General features: G+C 46.8%; 18 protein-coding genes and 1 pseudogene. 1 reads left to right on the top strand and 18 read right to left on the bottom strand.

What is annotated here, in order from left to right; translation table 11 throughout:
* Positions 1-48: 48 nt before the first annotated feature.
* The 8 genes from pruA to ACFO8Q_RS03525 are packed head-to-tail and all read right to left on the bottom strand — an operon-like array spanning position 49 to position 7569.
* Positions 49-1590, bottom strand: a complete 1542-nt coding sequence (gene pruA, locus ACFO8Q_RS03560) for an L-glutamate gamma-semialdehyde dehydrogenase (protein WP_380024342.1) — start codon at positions 1588-1590, stop codon at positions 49-51.
* Between the two features lie 21 nt (positions 1591-1611).
* On the bottom strand, positions 1612-2334 hold the full coding sequence (locus ACFO8Q_RS03555; RefSeq protein ID WP_380024341.1) for an amino acid ABC transporter ATP-binding protein: 723 nt from the start codon (positions 2332-2334) through the stop codon (positions 1612-1614).
* Positions 2327-2986, bottom strand: coding sequence for an amino acid ABC transporter permease (locus ACFO8Q_RS03550; protein ID WP_380024339.1), 660 nt, complete (start codon positions 2984-2986; stop codon positions 2327-2329). The genes ACFO8Q_RS03555 and ACFO8Q_RS03550 overlap by 8 nt, the downstream gene beginning before the upstream one ends.
* 39 nt (positions 2987-3025) lie before the next feature.
* Positions 3026-3829, bottom strand: a complete 804-nt coding sequence (locus ACFO8Q_RS03545; protein WP_380024337.1) for a transporter substrate-binding domain-containing protein — start codon at positions 3827-3829, stop codon at positions 3026-3028.
* A 41-nt stretch (positions 3830-3870) separates the two neighbouring features.
* Positions 3871-4770: an arginase gene (gene rocF / locus ACFO8Q_RS03540; protein WP_380024335.1), complete on the bottom strand. Its 900-nt coding sequence runs from the start codon at positions 4768-4770 to the stop codon at positions 3871-3873.
* 19 nt (positions 4771-4789) lie between these two features.
* A complete protein-coding gene (locus ACFO8Q_RS03535; RefSeq protein WP_380024334.1) occupies positions 4790-6052 on the bottom strand; it encodes a Glu/Leu/Phe/Val family dehydrogenase in 1263 nt (420 codons plus the stop codon).
* 43 nt (positions 6053-6095) lie between these two features.
* The gene (locus tag ACFO8Q_RS03530; RefSeq protein ID WP_380024332.1) at positions 6096-6350 is read right to left on the bottom strand and encodes a biotin/lipoyl attachment domain-containing protein; all 255 of its coding nucleotides are present in this window, start codon (positions 6348-6350) and stop codon (positions 6096-6098) included.
* Entirely contained in the window at positions 6340-7569 is a 1230-nt protein-coding gene (locus tag ACFO8Q_RS03525; RefSeq protein ID WP_380024331.1) for an ornithine--oxo-acid transaminase, read from the bottom strand. The genes ACFO8Q_RS03530 and ACFO8Q_RS03525 overlap by 11 nt, the downstream gene beginning before the upstream one ends.
* A gap of 221 nt (positions 7570-7790) precedes the next feature.
* Here ACFO8Q_RS03525 and ACFO8Q_RS03520 point away from each other — a divergent pair, with 221 nt between their 5' ends.
* Entirely contained in the window at positions 7791-9224 is a 1434-nt protein-coding gene (locus ACFO8Q_RS03520) for a sigma-54 interaction domain-containing protein (RefSeq protein ID WP_380024330.1), read from the top strand.
* A gap of 320 nt (positions 9225-9544) precedes the next feature.
* Here the strand turns inward: ACFO8Q_RS03520 and ACFO8Q_RS03515 are convergent, their stop codons facing one another.
* From ACFO8Q_RS03515 to ACFO8Q_RS03470, 10 genes and pseudogenes are all read right to left on the bottom strand, one after another.
* On the bottom strand, positions 9545-10282 hold the full coding sequence (locus ACFO8Q_RS03515; protein WP_380024328.1) for an IclR family transcriptional regulator: 738 nt from the start codon (positions 10280-10282) through the stop codon (positions 9545-9547).
* 178 nt (positions 10283-10460) lie between these two features.
* Positions 10461-11636 (bottom strand): NADP-dependent malic enzyme, encoded by a 1176-nt coding sequence (gene ystJ / locus ACFO8Q_RS03510; RefSeq protein WP_380024327.1) that lies wholly within the window; start codon positions 11634-11636, stop codon positions 10461-10463.
* A gap of 170 nt (positions 11637-11806) precedes the next feature.
* Positions 11807-12241 carry a DMT family transporter gene (locus ACFO8Q_RS03505; protein ID WP_380024325.1) on the bottom strand — a complete coding sequence of 145 codons (435 nt, stop codon included), beginning with the start codon at positions 12239-12241 and terminating at the stop codon, positions 11807-11809.
* Positions 12238-13437, bottom strand: a pseudogene (locus ACFO8Q_RS03500) (pyridoxal-phosphate-dependent aminotransferase family protein). Before ACFO8Q_RS03500 ends, ACFO8Q_RS03505 begins: the two are co-directional and overlap by 4 nt.
* 258 nt (positions 13438-13695) lie before the next feature.
* Complete coding sequence (locus ACFO8Q_RS03495; RefSeq protein ID WP_380024324.1) at positions 13696-14067, bottom strand: cyclophilin-like fold protein; 372 nt, start codon at positions 14065-14067, stop codon at positions 13696-13698.
* Positions 14068-14100: 33 nt separating this feature from the next.
* Entirely contained in the window at positions 14101-14601 is a 501-nt protein-coding gene (tpx, locus tag ACFO8Q_RS03490) for a thiol peroxidase (RefSeq protein ID WP_380024322.1), read from the bottom strand.
* Positions 14602-14875: 274 nt separating this feature from the next.
* Complete coding sequence (allB, locus tag ACFO8Q_RS03485) at positions 14876-16270, bottom strand: allantoinase AllB (protein ID WP_380024321.1); 1395 nt, start codon at positions 16268-16270, stop codon at positions 14876-14878.
* 262 nt (positions 16271-16532) lie between these two features.
* Positions 16533-17945 carry an NCS1 family transporter gene (locus ACFO8Q_RS03480; protein WP_380024319.1) on the bottom strand — a complete coding sequence of 471 codons (1413 nt, stop codon included), beginning with the start codon at positions 17943-17945 and terminating at the stop codon, positions 16533-16535.
* Positions 17946-18198: 253 nt separating this feature from the next.
* Positions 18199-19602, bottom strand: a complete 1404-nt coding sequence (locus ACFO8Q_RS03475; RefSeq protein WP_380024317.1) for an allantoinase — start codon at positions 19600-19602, stop codon at positions 18199-18201.
* Positions 19599-20155 (bottom strand): M20/M25/M40 family metallo-hydrolase (locus ACFO8Q_RS03470; RefSeq protein ID WP_380024316.1); only part of this gene is annotated, 557 nt, incomplete at its 5' end. The genes ACFO8Q_RS03475 and ACFO8Q_RS03470, both read right to left, overlap by 4 nt.

Here is a 20155-nt window from a genome sequence, read left to right as displayed (position 1 = left end):
AGAGGCTGCCGGTAAACGGCAACCTCTTGTCTTTCGTGTTTTTGTAATCTAAAACCGCTCAGATATCACTTTTCCTTGTGTGAAGAGCAGCAGGTAATCGCGGCCGCCCGCTTTCGAGTCGGTTCCGGACATGTTGAAGCCGCCGAACGGATGCACGCCCACGAGAGCGCCTGTACACTTGCGGTTGAAGTAGAGGTTTCCGCAGTGCATGTACTTGCGTGCATATTCGAGATGTTCCCGGTTGTTGCTGTAAAGGGCACCGGTTAATCCGTACTCGGTGTTGTTGAAGATCTCGATCGAATGTTCGAAGTTCTCCGCTTTACAGAACGCGACTACCGGCCCGAAAATCTCTTCCAGCATTACGCGGGCATCTTCCTTCACATCGGCAATAACCGTCGGCTGGATATAGTAGCCATTGCCTTCTGCCTTGCCGCCCCCTGCAACTAAGCGGCCTTCCTGTTTTCCAATCTCGATGTACTCGAGAATTTTGTTATACGACTTCTCGTCCACCACAGGTCCGATCGGATAGTTTTCTTCCGGCAATCCGATTGTAAGCTGCTTGGTTTTCTCAATCACTTTTTGCAGAACTTCATCATACACATCTTTGTGAATAATGGCGCGGGAACCGGCGGAACATTTTTGCCCCTGGAAACCAAATGCGGATTGTACAATCCCCGTTGCCGCTTCTTCCAGATCGGCCGACTCATCCACAACCACCGCGTCCTTACCGCCCATCTCCGCAACAAGACGCTTGATCCAGACCTGGCCTTCGGCTGTTTTTGCAATGATTTGGTTAATACGCAAACCAACGTCCCGTGAACCGGTGAACGACACAAACCGGGTCTTCGGATGCCCTGTCAGGAAATCTCCGATTTCACCGGGATCGCCTGGCACAAAGTTAATGACGCCAGCCGGGAGACCGATCTCTTCCATCAACTCCACAAACTTTGCCGCGATAATCGGGGTTTGGGAAGCCGGCTTTAATAATACAGTGTTCCCGGACACAATTGCCGCTGTTGTCATACCGGCCATGATAGCGAGCGGGAAGTTCCACGGCGGAATGATAACTCCGACGCCGAGAGGAACATAGGTCAACCGGTTGTCTTCGCCCTCAAGAGGAACCAACGGTTGGGGACCGCCAAGTCGAATTGCTTCCCGGCCATAGAATTCCAGGAAGTCAATCGCTTCCGCGACATCGGCATCCGCTTCTCCCCAGTTTTTCCCCGCTTCGTAGACCATCCACGCGGCAAACTCAAACTTGCGGCGGCGCATCACCGCAGCAGCTCTGAACAGGTAACCGGCACGCACGTCCGGGGAGACAAACTGCCAGCTTTTGAATCTTTCGAGAGCAACTTGGAACGCTTGATCCACCAGATCCCGGTTTGCTTTCGATTGAATCCCTACCAGTTCATCCAGTTTTCCCGGGTTACGGGATTCCAGCTTGTTTTCGGTAAAAATTTTCTCGCCACCAATCACCAACGGGTACTCTTTGCCAAACTCCGATTTTACTTTTGTAAGCGCGGCCTGCATCGCTTCTTTATTTACAGGGTCCGCAAAATTTGTAAAAGGTTCATTGCGAAATTCGATCATGTCCATTCCTCCGATATCGACTTATAACATTTTCTCCAAGAATTGTTTTGCCCGTTCACTCTTCGGATTATTGAAAAATTCACTCGGCGGGGCATCCTCTACCAACCGTCCGCCTTCCAGGAAACAAATCCGGTCCGCGACCTCGCGTGCAAACGCCATTTCGTGTGTGACGATCGCCATCGTAATTCCGGTGTGTGCGAGCGACTTCATGACCTCCAACACTTCTTTCACCATTTCCGGGTCAAGAGCGGAAGTAGGTTCATCAAACAGCATGATTTCCGGTTCCATCGCCAGCGATCGGGCAATTGCCACACGCTGTTTTTGACCGCCTGACAGCTTGGAAGGATACACATCCGCTTTATCGGAAAGACCCACACGAGCCAGAAGCTCCTTGGCTTTCTGGTAGGCAGCTTCCTTCGGAACATTCTTCACCTTGATCGGCGCATAGGTCATGTTTTCAATCACGGTCATATGCGGAAAAAGATGAAAGTGTTGAAACACCATCCCGATATTCTGCCGGATTTTCATGATGTCTGTTTTGGGGGATGTGATATCAACACCCTCGATATAAATATGCCCTTTTGTCGGGATTTCCAACAAATTCATACACCGCAAAAAAGTGGACTTTCCTGAACCGGACGGCCCGATAATGGCAACGACATCGCCTTTCTTGATTTCAGTGGAAATATCATGCAGGACATCGAGCGTGCCGTAGGATTTGTACAGATGTTCTACCTTAATCACTGCGCCGCATCCTCCTTTCCAAGCCGCGTGCCACCAACGTCAAGCCCATCACCATCAGGTAATAGATGATTGCAACCAGAATCAAGGGTTCAAAATAGAGGAATTTGCCCGCTCCGACAATACTTGCCCGGCGCATTAGATCAAGTGCGCCGATCGTTGATACCAATGCGGAATCTTTCAGAAGCGCGATACTCTCGTTCACCATGGCAGGCAAAATATTCTTGAATGCCTGCGGCAAAATAATGTCAATCATCATGCGGCGGTAGGGAACACCGAGTGATAAGGCAGCTTCACGTTGTCCTTTGTCCACCGCCATAATCCCGCCGCGAATCGTTTCCGAGATATAAGCGGCAGAGTTGAATCCAAACGTCAGGACACCCGCCTCCAAAGCGGTAATGTCATAGCCGGTAAGCTGTGGAACAGCAAAGTAAACCAGTGCCAAACTCAAGATCAACGGTGTTCCCCGGAAAACGGAAGTGTACGCCACCGCGAACCAATTCAGTGATTTGACGTTTGAAATTTTGAAAAGGGACAGTACGATCCCCCAGAGAAAACCGAACAAAGCGGATAACAAGGTATACTGCAGCGTGACCCATATCCCATCCAGAATGTAAGGGATAGAGGGCACGATTTGATCAAAATGCAAATTCATGCCCTGTAGACACCTCTCAATTTAATCCAGAATGAAGAGTTATTTTTGCTCGAACCATTTTTTTACGAGTTGTTCCATTTCACCGCTGTCTTTGAGCTTCTTCAGTACTTTGTTGAACTCTTCTGCATTCTTGGATCCCTTTGGGAACGCAACTGCAGAACCGTTTGGCCCTTTCGGAGGAATCACATGAAATTGAAGATCCGGATTCGCACCGGTGTATCCCTTGGCAACCGTGTCTTCAATAATTGCGGCATCAATACGGCCCGCTTTGATTTCCTGGATGATCTCCGGGATTTTGTTCAGCGGTTTCAGTTCCATGCCTTGAATCTCCTTAGCCAACTCTTTGGCATCTCCCTCTTGAATGGAACCGAGCTGCACGCCCACTTTCTTGCCTTTCAGATCCTCCGGTTTGGTCAGATTGCTGCCTTTCTTCGCTACGATCGTGTTTTTCGCATCATAATACAGAATGGAAAAGTCCACATTTTGTCTGCGCTCGTCTGTCGGCGTCATCCCAGCCATCACGAAACCAACGCGTCCCGCTTGAAGGGCCGGTAAAAGACCGTTAAAGTCCATGTCCTGAATCTTCAGTTCGTATCCCAACTCACTTGCAATCTTTTTCGCGATGTCGACGTCAAATCCGACAATTTCGTCTTTTCCGCTTGATTGATCATGAAACTCATATGGCGGGTAGTCTGCGGAAGTCCCCATGACAATGACCTTTTTTTCCGGAGAGGCTTGTCCGGCTGTTTGATTGGCCTTTTCACCGGTTCCGCAACCGGTTACCAACGCTATAGCCAACAAACCGGAAATTCCAAGTGCAGATAAACTTTTTATAGATTTCATTTCTCATGACCCCCTTAAATTACGCCCATTAAGTGACTGAACTAGATAACTGTTTGACCCAGCAAAGAACAGATCATATCAACTGCCACGCGTGCCGTACGGTTCTCTACATCCAGAATCGGGTTGACCTCGACAATGTCAACGGATGTAAGAACATGGGCGGCTGCGAGCATTTCCATCGCCAGGTGGCCTTCCCGGTAGGTTACACCGCCGAGTACCGGCGTCCCCACGCCCGGTGCTTCTCTTGGATCGAATGCGTCAAGATCAAGACTGAGATGGACTCCATCCGTCCCCTCCGACGCGATGCAAATCGCTTCTTCCATCACGGCACTCATGCCCATTTTGTCGATTTCATGCATGGTGAAAACGGATACACCCGCTTGTTTAATTAAATTGCGTTCTTCAGCATCCAAATCGCGGGCACCCACAATCACAACATTCTTTGCCTCCACTTTCGGTGCAAATCCCCCAACATGAGTGAGATCCGGATGACCCAGACCGAGTGAAACCGCGAGCGGCATCCCGTGTATATTTCCGGATGGAGTCGTTTCTTCCGTATTCATATCCCCATGTGCGTCAAACCAGATAACGCCCAGCTTCTTCACCGCTTGGGTTGCCCCGGCAATACTTCCGATCGCGATCGAGTGGTCCCCACCCAGAATAATCGGGAATCGATCTTCCTTCATTTGGTTCTCTACCAGTCGGGCTACCTGATTTGAAACGTCTGCCACTTCAGGCAGGTATTTCAGTTTTTTGTTTTCTACGCGGTGGGATTCGGGGGTCGGTACGTTGACGTTCCCGAGATCCCTCACATCATATCCAAGTCTTGCGATCCGTTCCTGAAGGCTCGCATAGCGGATGGCAGACGCCCCCATATCGACTCCCCGCCTGCCTTGTCCAAGATCCATCGGCACTCCAATAATCGAGATCGGTTTCTTCATTTCATATCCGCCTTTCTGTTTAGACCCAACCGCGCAAATGCACTGCTTCAGCCAGCTTTCGAATGCCCACCATGTATGCGGCTAAGCGCATATTGACTTCTTTCGTCTGTGCCATGTTGTAGACGTTCTCGAAAGCGTTGACCAGCACACCGCACAATTTGGTTTCTACTTCTTCTTCTGTCCAATAATAGCCCTGATTGTTTTGCACCCACTCGAAATAGGACACCGTTACCCCGCCGGAACTCGCAAGCACATCCGGCACCAGCAGGATTCCTCTCTCCGTGAGGATGCGGGTTCCTTCGAGCGTTGTCGGCCCATTCGCCGCTTCCACCACAATTTTTGCGTTGATTCGGTGAGCGTTCGCCGCTGTGATCTGATTCTCGATTGCCGCCGGCACAAGAATGTCACAAGGCAATTCCAGCAGTTCCTGATTGGTAATGGTGTTTGTAAAAAGTTTGGTTACGGTTCCGAAGGAATCCCTGCGATCGAGCAAATAGTCGATGTCAAGACCGTTAGGGTCATATAAAGCACCGTACGCATCGGAGATGCCAACTACTTTTGCACCTGCGTCGTGCATGAATTTCGCCAGGTAGCTGCCGGCATTCCCAAAACCCTGGATCACGACTTTAGCACCCTTTATCTCAATCCGTTTGCGCTTCGCCGCTTCCTCAATACAAATGGTGACACCCTTTGCCGTTGCGCTTTCACGACCGTGCGACCCGCCAAGCACCAAAGGCTTGCCCGTGATGAAGCCTGGTGAATCGAACTCACGAATCCGGCTGTACTCGTCCATCATCCAGGCCATAATTTGCGAGTTGGTGAATACGTCGGGCGCCGGAATATCTTTTGTTGGCCCGACCAATTGGCTGATCGCCCGAACGTATCCCCGGCTTAAACGTTCCAGTTCGCCAAATGACATTTCGCGGGGATCACAGATAATACCGCCTTTTCCGCCGCCATACGGAAGATTCACGATCCCGCATTTCAAACTCATCCAGATGGACAATGCCTTGACTTCTTCTTCCGAAACTTCCGGATGAAAACGCACCCCGCCTTTGGTGGGTCCGGCAGCGTCATTGTGCTGGGCCCGGTACCCGGTAAACACTTTCACACTCCCGTCATCCATGCGCACCGGAATGCGAACGGTTAACATTCTCATAGGTTCTTTCAGCAATTCATAAAATTCGTTTGAGTACCCCAAATTCCGGAGAGCTTCTTGAATCACGGTTTGTGTGGATTGCAGCACATTCAATTCTTCGTTCACTGAAGTCATTACACTCATCATGAGCACCTCTGGTTTTTTGTGATTCTCTCAATGAGAGCGATTAATCACTGCCTGCGGAGACTTTTGCAACTTCTTGGCGGACATGGGCGAGTACTGCGCCGGGAGTCACGACCAATCCCTCGGTTACATTCAGCGCGGTGATGTACCCGCCGAAATTCACCGACATTTCCACCGTACCGGTTTCCGTTTTGATGATGCACAGCGTCTCCTGTTCGTACAGATAGGCAGACTCTTCGACCAAGACTTTGTCGACCACACCGTGACACGGACTGATCAATTCAAATTCAACCTTCATCTGAATCCCCCAGCACCTTCTGAATCCGTTCAAATGCCCAGTCGAGTTCCTCTTTGTCAATCACCAGCGGCGGAGCAAAACGAATTGTCGTTTCGTGAGTCTCCTTGCACAAAAGTCCCAGCTGCTTCAACTGCTCGCAATAAGGACGGGCTTTTGTAGTCAATTCGATTCCGATAAACAAGCCCCGACCGCGAATTTCCCGGATCTCCGGATTGTCAATGGTCCGTAATTTATCGATGAAATATTGTCCCAATTCAAGCGAACGGTTGACCAGATTTTCTTCCTCAAGCACGTCGAGCGCTGCAACCGCCACTGCACAGCCCAGCGGGTTTCCGCCAAACGTGGAACCGTGGGAACCGGGTTCGAAGACCCCAAGAATTTGTTTATTGGCTGCCACAGCGGAAATCGGGAACACCCCGCCGCCAAGCGCCTTGCCCATGATGTACATGTCCGGCACAACATTTTCCCAATCGCAGGCGAACAATTTTCCGGTTCGGCCAAACCCTGTTTGAATCTCGTCCACCAAAAACAGAACATTGTTTTCTTCACAAAGCTTTTTCGCTTCCCGCAAGAACCCTTCACGCGGAATCACGATCCCGGCTTCCCCCTGAATCGGTTCGACCAAAAATGCGGCCGTGTTCGGGGTAATGGCCTGCTTCAATGCATCAAGGTCACCGTAAGGAACAATTTTGAAGCCCGGTGTGAACGGTCCGAATCCGCGGCGGTACTCCTCTGTTGAAGAGAAGGACGTTACGGTAATGGTTCGGCCATGGAAATTCCCGTCACACACGATAATTTCCGCTTGATCCGCAGGAACCTTTTTGACATCATAAGCCCAGCGTCTGGCTGCCTTGATGGCTGTTTCCACAGCTTCTGCCCCGGTGTTCATCGGCAAAATCATTTCTTTTCCGGTCATCTTGGACAGCTTTTCATAGAACGCTCCCAACTGATCGTTGAAAAATGCGCGGGAGGTCAAAGTCACTTTATCCGCCTGATCTTTCAAAGCCTGGATGATCTTCGGATGTCTGTGCCCCTGGTTGACTGCGGAATACGCGCTCAGCATATCCATGTATTTGTTGCCTTCAGGATCTTCCACCCAGACCCGCTCCGCTTTCGAGATCACAATCGGAAGCGGGTGATAGTTCTTTGCCCCATATTTTTCTTCCCGCTTGATCAACTCGGAAGAATCCATCGCTTGCATTTCCGTAACAGGAACCATAGAGTACCTCCTAAATGCTGTTTGTCTGTTTCGACAATTTTTTAATAAGCAAAAATGATGCCAACTCCGTTTTTTGCTCGATAAAGAAGAGGCAGCTGCTTTCTTCCAGCCGAAGTGAAAAATTTTTTTGCATTCGCAATGTTGTTTTGCATCTATATGCAAAAAATATTTGCATCGAATTGCAGCATCGTTTACTATTTAAACGGAAGGTGGGGGAGCCAATGATTTCGGGGAAAGAGCAGAATCTGTTGAAGTTGATAAGGATCTACGAACATCTGCTGGATGAACTTGACGAAGGTGTCCATGTAGTGGATGAAAACGAAACGACGATCATCTACAACCGCAAAATGTCGGAGATCGAATCGATGCCAAAAGAAGATGTGCTGAACAAAAATTTACTGGATGTTTTCAAGTTCCCGAAGGATGGGGACAGCACGCTGCTGCTGGCTCTGCACAAAGGAAAATCCGCCAATAACGTGAAACAAACCTACTTTAACAATAAAGGAAATGAAATCACAACCGTCAACAACACATTCCCGATTCTCTATGAAAACAAAATCATAGGCGCAATAGAAATCGCAAAAGACGTAACCAAAATGGAACGGATGATTCGGGAAAACATTCTGAAAAAAGGAGACACCCGATTTACATTCGACAGCATCATCGGGAACAGTTTGGCGTTTCAGGACGTGATCAGCAACGCAAAACGGGCGGCCCGAACCTCATCTTCCGTGCTCATTGTGGGAGAAACCGGAACGGGTAAAGAACTTTTTGCCCAAAGCATTCATAATGAAAGTGCGCGGGCCTCAGGGCCCTTTATCAGCCAAAATTGCGCGGCTCTTCCCGATACTCTGATTGAAAGCTTGCTGTTTGGCACGACACGCGGGGCTTTCACTGGTTCGATCGATCGACCCGGTCTGTTTGAATTGGCCGAAGGCGGCACTTTGCTGCTGGACGAAATCAATTCGCTGAGCCCAACACTTCAGGCCAAACTGCTGCGTGTTCTTCAGGAAAAAACGATCCGCCGGATCGGGGACACGAAGGACAAAGCAGTTGACGTTCGCATTATTGCGACTATCAATGAAGACCCGATTGACGCAATCGCGAATGATCGTTTACGCAAAGACTTGTATTACCGTCTGAGCGTCGTAACATTATTTATTCCTCCCCTGCGGGAAAGAAAAAATGACCTTTCTTTATTGGCCCATCATTTCATCCAGAAATACAACCGGTTGTTCAACATGGATGTAGAATCGGTCAGCGAAGAGGTTATGCATCATTTCCACAATTACAATTGGCCGGGTAACGTCAGGGAATTCGAGCACATCATTGAGGGTGCCATGAACATGATCGGGGAGGAAACGGAAATCGGTTTTGTGCACCTGCCTTTTCATATGAGGCGAAAGCTGCAGCTGCAGGAAGAAACGATTATTCCCCCATTCGGGTCGGTTGAAAAACCGGTGGCTGTCGCAGACAATTCTGCAGAAACTTCCAAAAACATGAAATCGCAGCTATCGGATTACGAACGCACCTATATTCAAAGTGTGTTGGACAAAAACAACGGCAATATCACCCTTGCTGCCAAGCAATTGGGGATTAGCCGTCAAAGCCTGCAGTACCGTTTACGCAAGCTGAAAATCAAACCGCAACGGTAAGACTCCTTTTAGTTCAAAAAACAGTTGCATTCGGTGAATATTTTTGCACTTTTAGCCAAAATTATTTGCACCTATCCTTCGAACCTCTTTTCAACATGCTTGATCTCTCCCCACAAATTGGTTTCCTGATTTTTAATTCCCCCAAATCAAGCCGGTAACGAATGGTCGGTAGACAAAAGACTTTGCATCTCCGTATACATTGTTCGAAAACATAGAAGAGTTAATGACCGTCAGAAGTAAAAAGATTCATGCTTTTTCAACGCGAAAAAAACATCGATGCAACAGCCGTCTGCTGTATACATCGATGATTATTCATATGATTATCTTTTTCCTATTTTGATCGATATTTCCTCTGCAGCCTCTATTACTTTCTCAATGAGGATTGGCAAACGATTCTCAGTGAAACGGAATATCGGCACGTTGATGCTCAATGCTGCTATCACCTTCTTTTTATATCCGATGATAGGTGCCGCAACGGAAGCGGTACCTTCTGTTTTCTCACCGTAACTTACCGCATATCCTTGTCTTTTGATCTCCGACAACCGTTCCAGAAACTCCTGGGTTTCTTTGGCTGAAACCTGAAGTTCACTTATCATATAGTTGATCTCATTATCTTTCATGTGAGCAAGAATCACTTTATTCGGTGCCCCGATATGGAGAGGGATTCGAATTCCTAAGTTCTCCGCAATGCGGACTTTTAAAGGACTGTCGATTTTCTCAATGACAATTCCATCGGTCCCATCCGAAATATTCAAATAAATACTTTCTTCGACTTCTACTGCCAAGCGTTCCATCACCGGTCTTGCTACAGTCCGGAAATCAATTTTATCCAATAGCTGCAACCCAAACTCTATCCAGGTATAACCGGCTTTGTAATGTTTAGTTTCGGCTGCCTGTCCGACGAGGCCATGTTTCATCATCGAAGAGAGCAACCGATGAAGAGTACTTCGCGGCAGAGATGTTTTTTCGGATAACTCCGATATGGACCAATCATCTTTATTGTCGTCGGAGACCAAAACCTTAATAATATCCATTGCCCGATCTATAGTTTGAACCATGGCAATATCCCCTAATCAAAAACATTTTTTGATACTATTGCCGATTATAACAAATGCATTCATTTTCGGTCTTAAAAGTTTTAATGACCTTTTCGTCAAACGTGACGATCCATTCTCCGGATTTTTTATCATAATAGTATGAAAAGTTCATGTCAACACCACCTGACATATATTTTGACTATTTGCAAGCAACTCCGGAATTTCTTGCGGCTCGGGCAACAGCATCCGCAACGGCTGGAGCTACACGAAGGTCAAACGGATGAGGAATCACATATTCACTGTGCAATTCGTTCTCACTGATCAAATTTGCGATTGCATAGGCCGCCGCAATTTTCATTTCTTCATTAATCGTGGTCGCCCGCACATCTAAAGCACCACGGAAAATACCGGGGAATGCCAACACATTGTTGACTTGATTGGGATAGTCCGATCGTCCTGTACCAACCACCTTGGCTCCCGCTTCCAACGCGTCTTCCGGCAAGATCTCCGGATCCGGGTTAGCCATGGCGAAAATGATGGCATCGGGGTTCATTGTTCGAATCATGTCTTTTGTGAGTTCTCCGGCAGCAGATACCCCGATAAATACATCAGCACCAACGATCACTTTTTCCAAAGGGCCTGCAATTTTCTCTTGGTTCGTATTTTTTGCGATCTGTTCCTTTATCGGATTCATGCCTTCCGGACGGCCGTCATAAATCGCTCCTTTTGTATCGCACATAATTACATGACGAACACCCATAGACAACAAAAGTTTCACAATAGCGATTCCGGCAGCCCCGGCACCGTTGACTACTACTCGAATATCACTTATTGATTTGCCAACCAGTTTCAAAGCGTTCATCAAACCGGCTAGTGTCACAATGGCTGTTCCATGTTGATCGTCATGAAAGACCGGGATGTTCATTTCTTGTTTCAAACGTTCTTCAATGATGAAACAAGCAGGTGCAGCAATATCCTCAAGATTGACACCCCCAAAAGTCGGCTCCAAAAGTTTGACGGTCTCGACAATCCGGTCCGCATCGGTTGTGTTCAGACAAATTGGGACTGCATCAACTCCGGCAAATTGTTTAAACAGAATGGCTTTTCCTTCCATAACCGGTAATGCTGCCTCCGGACCAATGTTGCCCAACCCCAAGACTGCGGTACCATCACTAATTACCGCTACAAGATTTCCTTTGCTGGTGTACTCGTATACCAGATCTTTCTGTTTATGAATCTCCTTGCACGGTTCGGCAACTCCGGGTGAGTACGCGAGACTCAATTCGCGCGTATTTTTTACTGACACTTTCGATACTACACTAAGCTTCCCATGATTCAGTCGATGCAACTCTAATGCGTCTTCCCGTAATGCCATGCAAAACACCATCCTTAGGAATAGTAGGGTTATCACCGTTGTTACTCAATAAGAAATATTGTTTCTATTTTATTTTAGTATATCACCTTGAGATGGAGTGGTAAATAATTTTTTGTTTATTCAAACAGTTATTCTTAAAACCAAAGAAGAACCACCCTAATTGGTGGTCCTCACCTCTTATTAAAAAGTATGATCGCCGCAGCCATCAATACCAATCCTGCTGCCCTCTGCCAATCCATTGGAATCTGCTTTGCTCCAATCAATCCGAAATGATCAATAATTGAGGTAGCGAGAAGCTGGCCTGCAATAATGGCGATTATAGTAGATGCAGCACCAAGCTGCGGAACCACTAATACCATTACAAACACATAAAACGCTCCGAGCAGTCCACCTGTCAACTGCCATTTTGGAACGGAGAACGCCCCAAGTATATTCCCTTTCCCTAAAAATATCGCGACAATTGATAAGGAGAGAGTACCAATGGCAAATGAGACCAGTGCCCCTTCGAGAGTGCCGATTTTTTTTCCCAGTATTCCGTTAATCCCCGCCTGGGTTCCTACTGCCATGCCTCCCAGCACCGCAAGGACCATCATCACCCATTTCATGCTTTCACCCTATCCTTCTCGTAAACATCCAGCGCTGCCTGTAACCCCTCGCCCGCATTAACCTTCACTTTGTGCCTGATCAACACTGCCTCCAGGGCTCCCAACACATGGAGAATGTTCTTTTGTCGGCAGCTGTACCCCATAGTTCCTATCCGCCAAATCTTGCCATGCAGAGGCCCAAACGAGCTTGCAATTTCAATTCCAAAGTCGTGCAGCAGCATATGACGGACCGACTCACCGTCGACTCCATCAGGAATGGTAACGCATGTGACGACCGGCAGCTTATGACTATTGTCACCAAACAGGCTCAAGCCCATTGCCTCAATCCCGGCAACTAAAGCTTTTTCGTGCAGGCGGTGCCGTTCAAATCTTCCCTCTAAACCTTCTTCCAATACAATACGTAATCCTTCACGCAGAGCGTATAACATAGACGTAGCTTCCGTGTGGTGGTTTAACCGCACGGGGCTCCAATAATCCTGCAGCTGCGCCAGATCAAAATAGTTGCTGCGGATGCGGCGGTCCTGTCCCGACTGGCGAATTTCCCCTTGAACCAATCCCCTTTCAATTCTCTTTCGCTGCAGGATGATTCTTTCAGCACGCTCGTTATAGGTGATTGGAGCCATTCCCGAAGGAACCGACAAACATTTTTGTGTCCCTCCGATAACAGCATCCAACTTCCACTCGTCCACCTTTACTTCCGTCCCTCCAATAGAAGCAACGGCATCGACGACCAGAAGAACGTCAAGTTCTCTGCAGGCCTGTCCAATTTCTTGTAAAGGTTGGATACGGCCGGTAGAGGTTTCCCCGTGAACTATAGCCACAATTTTAGGTTTTACCCGTTTGATTTCATGAATTACCTGTTCAGGATCAAATACTTCTCCCCATGAAGTTTCCATTGTTACTACATCTGCACCGTAGCGTTCAGCTATTTCAGTAAGCAGATGGCCAAAGCGTCCAAAGATGGGGACCAAGACCTTATCACCCGGTTCGATCAAACTGCATAAAACTGCCTCAATTCACGCTCGGGAAGTACCGTCAATGGGATGGGCCCATTTGTTTTCCGTTTGGAAAACCTCCCGCAGCATAATCATCGTCTCATTCATGATTTCCGTAAATTCCGGATCGAATTGTCCCAATATCGGAGTCGCCATAGCCCGCAAAACCCTGGGGTCCACTTCAACCGGACCGGGTGTCATAATCGTCCGCAATGAAACATTTAAGTCCTTGAACTTTTGCACAAAAATCTCCTCCCCACTACCCACGAAACAAAGAATTTATATAAAGTAGGAAAAATGTCTTTACTCAATCTTTGTTTTTAAATAAGAAACATTGTTTCTACAAATCCTTTCTAAGATAGTATCATTCAAACCTACGAAATTCAATATCATTCGACAAAATAAAACATTTCAAAAAATAGAAAACCCCAACCGTCGAGGTGGTCGGGGGTGTGGGAATTATTCACTGGGTGTGATGGTCACTTTCGGTGTACTTTTGACCTGTTTTAGAACCTTGTAATCGCCAATGATTTTTCCCACTACTTCCACGGGGCTGGCAGGACGGATCTCACCCGGTGAACTTACCGGAGTTAACCCGTAAAATATACAAAACGCAGAACCAGGCGGCCAGAAGCCAAGATCTCCTTCTTCTACAACCTCGCGCCCATTCTCCATTTTCACCCTGGCGTCAATGGAAAAATAGATTTCGTCTCCCCATAGATTCCCTTTGGCAGAAATCGGAAGTGAGTCCCAGATCGCTTGCCCGGCCGGGGTATCGTATAAAACTGCTTGCAAACAAAATTCATTCACTTGGAGTTGAATTTTTTTCAAGTTGTCTTCGCCCTCCAAAGCTCTCATCGCTATTTACAGGGCTGCTTTCGCCGCTTCAATAGCTGCTTCGTAATTCGGATGCTCGGTTACTTCCGGAACATATTCGACATAAACGAGATTGTCATTTTTATCGATTACAAATACTGCTCTTGCTAACAAGCGAAGTTCTTCGATCACAAGGCCATAAGCCTGCCCGAAAGACAAGTCACGATGGTCAGAAACGGTTTGCACCTTTTCAACTCCAGCCGCCCCGCACCAACGTTTTTGCGCAAACGGCAAATCAACACTTACCGTCAGAATCGTAACCCCTTGTAAACGGGCGGCTTCTTCGTTAAAGCGTCTGGTTTGCTGATCACAAACCGGGGTATCGACAGAGGGAACAACGCTGATGAGACGAACGGTTCCTTTGGAATCTTCAAGGGATACTGGTGTAAGATCGTTTGCCAATACTGTAAAATTTGGTGCTTTTTCTCCGACTTTTACTTCGTTTCCTAACAATGTTACCGAGTTTCCTTTAAATGTAACTTGAGCCATGGTTGCAGATTCCTCCTCAAAAGGTTTTTTATGTAACACCCCAAATTGTTTCTTATTAAGAAACGTTATTTCTATTTTTAGTTCCAAAAACATGATAACAGTTCAACAAGCAAAATTCAATAGATTTTCGAAAATTAGGAACATGGAACCGCGACCCCTTTTTAAAATAATTTCAACCACGCCATGCTAAAAATGGGCATAGCAAATAACCTTCCATACGTAGTGACGGAAGGTTATACTGTATGATCGTCTATTTTAAGTTCTTTTCCCTGCACTATACTTCTACAACTTCTTTTTGGCTTTTCTTTTTATATGTCAGTAACTGTCCAATTGGCTCTCCCAAAATACCTTCGTGAAGATCGAACACCAAATGTCCGCGTACAAATGTTTTAGTGACTCTGCAATTGATTCTGCGGCCAATGTACGGGCTATGCTTATGGCGGTAGTATAAATGCTCTGGGGATAATACATAAAACTGATTCGGATCCACAAGGATGATATCAGCATCTTTGGATACAGCGATTTCTCCCTTTGTATGCAGGTTAAATCTTTCTGCGGGCTTCGTTGCAATCATGCGCACAAATTCGGTTACCGGGACATTGCGCTTTTTTACCGCCTCATCAAACATTAAATCGACATTGTTTTGGCAACCGGTAATTCCTCCCCAAACTTCAAACATGTTATTTGTCTCACTATACTTCATTTCAGGAGGACAAGGGGAATGGTCGGAGGTTAACATGTCAATCTTCCCTTGCTTTAATGCTTCCCAGAGTTTTTCCTGTTCAATTTCATCCCGTAAAGGAGGGGCACATTTGGCGGTTGGACCGATTTCTTCAAATTGACTTACTGTCATTGTAAAGTAATGTGGACATGACTCGAGGGTGACATCTTGCCCCTCGTTCCGTGCTTTGATAATTTCTTCTACGGCTGCCGCGCTGCTGATATGGACGAAATGCAATTTGCATCCCGTTTCTTTTGCAAAGAATAGAGCACGCTTGACCGCATCTACTTCCGCGATGATCGGACGGGATTCCACATAATCCGTTGCAGTCAGCTTTCCCTGCTTGATCTTCTCTTCGGCCAAACGGTCTGTAATCTCCGCATTTTCTGCATGAATACATAACATATGGCCTAGTTCGGCTAATTTTTTCATTCCGGCATAGAGTGTATAGTCGTCCACATTTTTAAAATCATCGGGTATATCGCTTCCGCAAGAAGACATGAAGCATTTATAGGCTACTACTCCCCCTTCTGAAAGTTCTTGCAGATTTTCCAGGTTTCCGGGAACTAACCCGCCATATAGGGCATAATCAACATAATTTTTCCCTTCTGCCGCTTTTATTTTTAACTCTAATGATTCCCTGGTCGTTGTCGCAGGCAGTGCATTTAAAGGCATGTCTACATACGTAGTTGTCCCTCCCGCTGCCAGCGCTTTCGAACCGGTTATAAATCCTTCCCATTCCGTTCGGCCTGGCTCGCAAATATGAACATGGGTATCAATCATCCCTGGCATGACATATTGGCCTGCAGCATCAACGACTTGATCAGCATCCGTATTTAAGTTCTCCCCAATGGCAGAGATTTTTCCGTTATGAACGGCAATATCTGCTTTTCTTACTTCATCACGGAACACGACTTGCCCATTTTTAATAATAAGATCATACTTCACTCGTGATACCTCCTACCAGAAAATAAGCAACTTATGAACAATATGGAATAGATTCGATTCTTTCATTAATGTTATGATAATATGATTATTGAAGGGCACATCCCCATCGATTTGGCAGATCTGCATGAGGATTTGCGTGCCCTTTTCAGAACCCTGTTTGTGGAAAGAAATCAACTTCCCTTGATTTCTTTCCTTTTATTTATTAGGAAACAGCATTTTCAATATAGAAAATCCTTTCATCTGTAAGAATATTTCAGAAATTTTAGGCAACCTGTTGCTGCTCTTCTTTGTCAAAGATCGTACCCTTTTTGAATTTTGAATCTTTAAATGCATACTTCGTCAGAAGAATATATGCAATACCTGCCACAACAACGCCGGTAATCCATGCCAGCTCCACTTTTAGAAAGGCGGCACCGGCACCGATAAGCATTGCAAGCACCGCGGCTGGATTATATCCGGCAAATGGACCGTCTTCCTTGTACAAATCTGGAACATTTACTTTTTGCTGTCTTAAAATATAATATTCGACTAATAAAATAGAAACAATCGGGCCTAAAAATGCGGAATATATAAGAATGAACATTCCAAGCCCCTTTGACGAAGAATCCTGTACAAGCACCCAAGGGAATGAGCCTAACGCAAGCAGTCCGGTTATGGCAACAGCAGGTTTAAATTTTACTTTTGTAAGCAATTGAATAACATAGGTCGGCGGAATAATATTGGCAACCATGTTTACTGCAACCGCACCCATAACAATAAATGCGGATACAAAGAGTGTAATATAAGAGTTATCTACCACTACTGCAAACGCCTTCACAGGATTAGTGATGCCGGTTGCGGAAGCAAGCATTGCGCCGATTGTAAGTGTGAAGCCGTACGCTATTAAAATAGGCAGGAAGTACAAAAACCCGCGTTTTGTGTCGCTAATACCCGATTTTAGCTCTCTTGAATAGTCCGCTGCGCTTAAAAAGATAGCCGCATAATTGCCCATAAACATCATTATGAATGCAAAGAACGGCAAGCCCCATGAGCCTTTTGCTTGAACCCATTTTTCTGCAATAACATCGCTATGGGATGTTAGAAGAACGCCAAATACATAGACAAGCGCCAGCATAATAACAACAGATACAAGCGTTTCCACCCATTTAATGGCATGGAAGCCGTACATCGAAAGCACAATTTGCACCAGCTGAATCACTACAAAGCAAATGGCAACATTATCAAAGGCGCCGCCCGTAACAATCTTCGCAATTTCATTTAAGGCAGTACCGCCAATCCAGCTTTGAAAACCGTACCAAACGATGGCGGGGATACCGCGCAAGAGTGATGATATGATGGAGCCTTTTTGCCCGAAGGACATTCTGAGCTGTACAACATATGGGATTCCCGTTCTGTATCCGAGCCTGTCATTTAAAGCAAAAATGGCTGAAATGATACCAATCGCTATGATAGCTGCGGCAAATGTCTGAAAAATGTTTAGCGTTGCGATTCCTGCTACAACCAAACTGGCTCCAAGCGTCATATTGCCTAAATTAACGCCGTCACCAATCCACATAAAAATATAGTCTAGCGGTCCTACCGTCCTATCCTTGTCGGTTTTCGGATTTAGTGTTTCATCTGCGCCCGTAGCATGTTGGATCTGCGTTGCGTTCGTAACGTCTAAATTTGTAGACACTGTACACCCAACTCCTTTTTTGATTGTTTGCCGGTCCCAAAATTCTGTCTTCTTCTCTTAAAACAGGATCTGGTGTTGCTGAGTGTGAGCACTCAGCGGAATTTCAATCCTCCTTGTTTTCGATTTCTTTCCGTCCGTTGCTCCGAAATGGGATCACTTCCTGGCTGGATAGAAAATCAACCAAATATGTGTGTAAGACTGGATCACCTCCCTAAGGAAACTCCCTGATCGGCCTTTGTGACATTTTGTCCAATCAGCTTGATTTTTCATTCGAAATTTTAGACATACATTCCGTAACCATTTTCCCCCGGGTTCCGTTGTTGAATATTTCTCCTTTTTGAAATACCACCTGGCCACGAAGGAATGTGTACAAGACCGTTCCTCGGAACGTTTTGCCGACATACGGACTTTGAGCATGACGATAGAAAAGATCTTCTGCTTTTAATTTGAACGATGCTTCTAAATCGACCAGAGTGAGATCGGCGTCGCTTCCAACCGCTATCGTGCCTTTTCGCGGATATAATCCAAACCGTTTTGCCGGATTCGTCGATGTTACGCGAACGATCGTTTCCAATGGAATCCCCCGTCGCCAATAACCTTCCTCCAACATTACATTCAGCGTCGATTGAGCCCCAGAGATCCCTCCCCAAAGGCTGAAAATATCATCGTAGCTTGAACCCGCTTTCATAGATGCAGGAGCTGGGGAATGATCCGAGCCGATAATATCTATTTCCCCGGATTTCAAAGCTTCCCACAGCGATTCCACATGCGCCTGTTCCCGAAGCGGCGGTGCGCATTTGGCCAATCCGCCAAGCCGCTCCAGATCCTCTATATTTAAAGCAAGATAATGCGGGCACGTTTCAACCGTAATATCTACACCACTCTGTTTGGCCTGGGTTACACGCTTAACAACCTCTCCGCTGCTTGCGTGCACGATATGCAGTTTGCATTTCGTAATTTCGGCATATGTTGCAGCTCTTCCCACTGCCTCAATTTCAGAAAGCACAGGACGAGAAGCGACATAGTCACGTGCTGTTCGACGGCCTTGCGCTATATAGGAAGCGGCCAGACTATTTGTGATGGCATCACTTTCGGCATGGAGCGCGACAATCGAATCAAGTTCCGCGATTTTTTGCATTCCTTGGAATAAGGAGGCATCATCCACATGTAGAAACTCCTCAATGCCGCTGTTCGACATAAATCCTTTAAAACCAATAACACCGCACTCTTTAAGCGACTCCAGTGAATCAAGATTTCCTGGAACCAATCCACCCCAAAGCCCGTAATCAAGAATCGATTTTTGATCGGCCGCTTCTTGTTTTACTCGAAAACCATGAGGTGTTGTGGTCGGAGGACTACTGTTCAAAGGCATATCGAAAAAAGTGGTGACACCGCCTGCGGCCAAACTGCTGGAACCGGTAGCCAACCCTTCCCACTCTGTGCGGCCGGGTTCATTGAAATGAACATGGGTATCGATCAATCCCGGAAATACATGCAAACCGGTTGCATCCATTTCCAGTTTCGCTTTCATCTCGGGAGATATTTGGCCGATCTGAACAATCTTTTGATCAAGTACAGCAATATCTCCTGTAATTACGCCATCTTCTGTGACTATTTGCCCGTTGCGTATAATAAGATCATAGATTTCTGAGCTCACGCGGTTTCCTCCTTAAGCAAATCGTACAGGGTTAATGCGACAATCTTCGTTGCCTTGACCAAATCTTCAATTCTCACATGTTCATCCGCACGGTGGCCGTTTGCTTCGAGCAGTGTTCGGGGACCTGCACCAAACAGGACAACCGGAACACCGGCTTCGGCAAAATGTCTTGCGTCCGTGTACAACGGAATTCCGTGGATCTCCGGTTCTCCGTCCATCAGTTCTTTCCAGTTCGCCGCAAGTGTTTGGATCAGCGGGGAATCTTCCGGCGTCGGCTTGAAGCTTCTTGCCAGCAGAATCCGTTCAATCTCTGCCTGGATTCCTTCATATCCTTTCACCACGTTTTCCACCAATTCACGAATTTCCATTTCCACCTGTTCCCCGTCTTCCTCAGGGATCAATCGGCGGTCGATCCGGATCGCGCATTGGTCCGGTACCACGTTGGTATTGATTCCACCCGAGATCAAACCGACTACCATCGTAGGCGACTCGATTCCCGGAACACTGGAGCGTTTTTGATCCAACGTCCGGCGATATTCGTACAGTGCCTGCA

The sequence above is a fragment of the Effusibacillus consociatus genome, from assembly GCF_042652925.1.
In the GTDB taxonomy this organism is placed as follows: Bacteria; Bacillota; Bacilli; order Tumebacillales; family Effusibacillaceae; genus Effusibacillus; species Effusibacillus consociatus.
Note: the sequence above shows the minus strand (reverse complement) of the source record. Positions and strands in the feature narration are given on the sequence as shown.

What these genes read in the sequence shown, in the direction of transcription:
- pruA (WP_380024342.1), bottom strand. Translation starts at nt 1,590, where the DNA reads ATGATCGAATTTCGCAATGAACCTTTTACAAATTTTGCGGACCCTGTA.
- ACFO8Q_RS03550 (WP_380024339.1), bottom strand. Translation starts at nt 2,986, where the DNA reads ATGAATTTGCATTTTGATCAAATCGTGCCCTCTATCCCTTACATTCTG.
- ACFO8Q_RS03545 (WP_380024337.1), bottom strand. Translation starts at nt 3,829, where the DNA reads ATGAAATCTATAAAAAGTTTATCTGCACTTGGAATTTCCGGTTTGTTG.
- rocF (WP_380024335.1), bottom strand. Translation starts at nt 4,770, where the DNA reads ATGAAGAAACCGATCTCGATTATTGGAGTGCCGATGGATCTTGGACAA.
- ACFO8Q_RS03535 (WP_380024334.1), bottom strand. Translation starts at nt 6,052, where the DNA reads ATGAGTGTAATGACTTCAGTGAACGAAGAATTGAATGTGCTGCAATCC.
- ACFO8Q_RS03530 (WP_380024332.1), bottom strand. Translation starts at nt 6,350, where the DNA reads ATGAAGGTTGAATTTGAATTGATCAGTCCGTGTCACGGTGTGGTCGAC.
- ACFO8Q_RS03525 (WP_380024331.1), bottom strand. Translation starts at nt 7,569, where the DNA reads ATGGTTCCTGTTACGGAAATGCAAGCGATGGATTCTTCCGAGTTGATC.
- ACFO8Q_RS03520 (WP_380024330.1), top strand. Translation starts at nt 7,791, where the DNA reads ATGATTTCGGGGAAAGAGCAGAATCTGTTGAAGTTGATAAGGATCTAC.
- ACFO8Q_RS03515 (WP_380024328.1), bottom strand. Translation starts at nt 10,282, where the DNA reads ATGGTTCAAACTATAGATCGGGCAATGGATATTATTAAGGTTTTGGTC.
- ystJ (WP_380024327.1), bottom strand. Translation starts at nt 11,636, where the DNA reads ATGGCATTACGGGAAGACGCATTAGAGTTGCATCGACTGAATCATGGG.
- ACFO8Q_RS03505 (WP_380024325.1), bottom strand. Translation starts at nt 12,241, where the DNA reads ATGAAATGGGTGATGATGGTCCTTGCGGTGCTGGGAGGCATGGCAGTA.
- tpx (WP_380024322.1), bottom strand. Translation starts at nt 14,601, where the DNA reads ATGGCTCAAGTTACATTTAAAGGAAACTCGGTAACATTGTTAGGAAAC.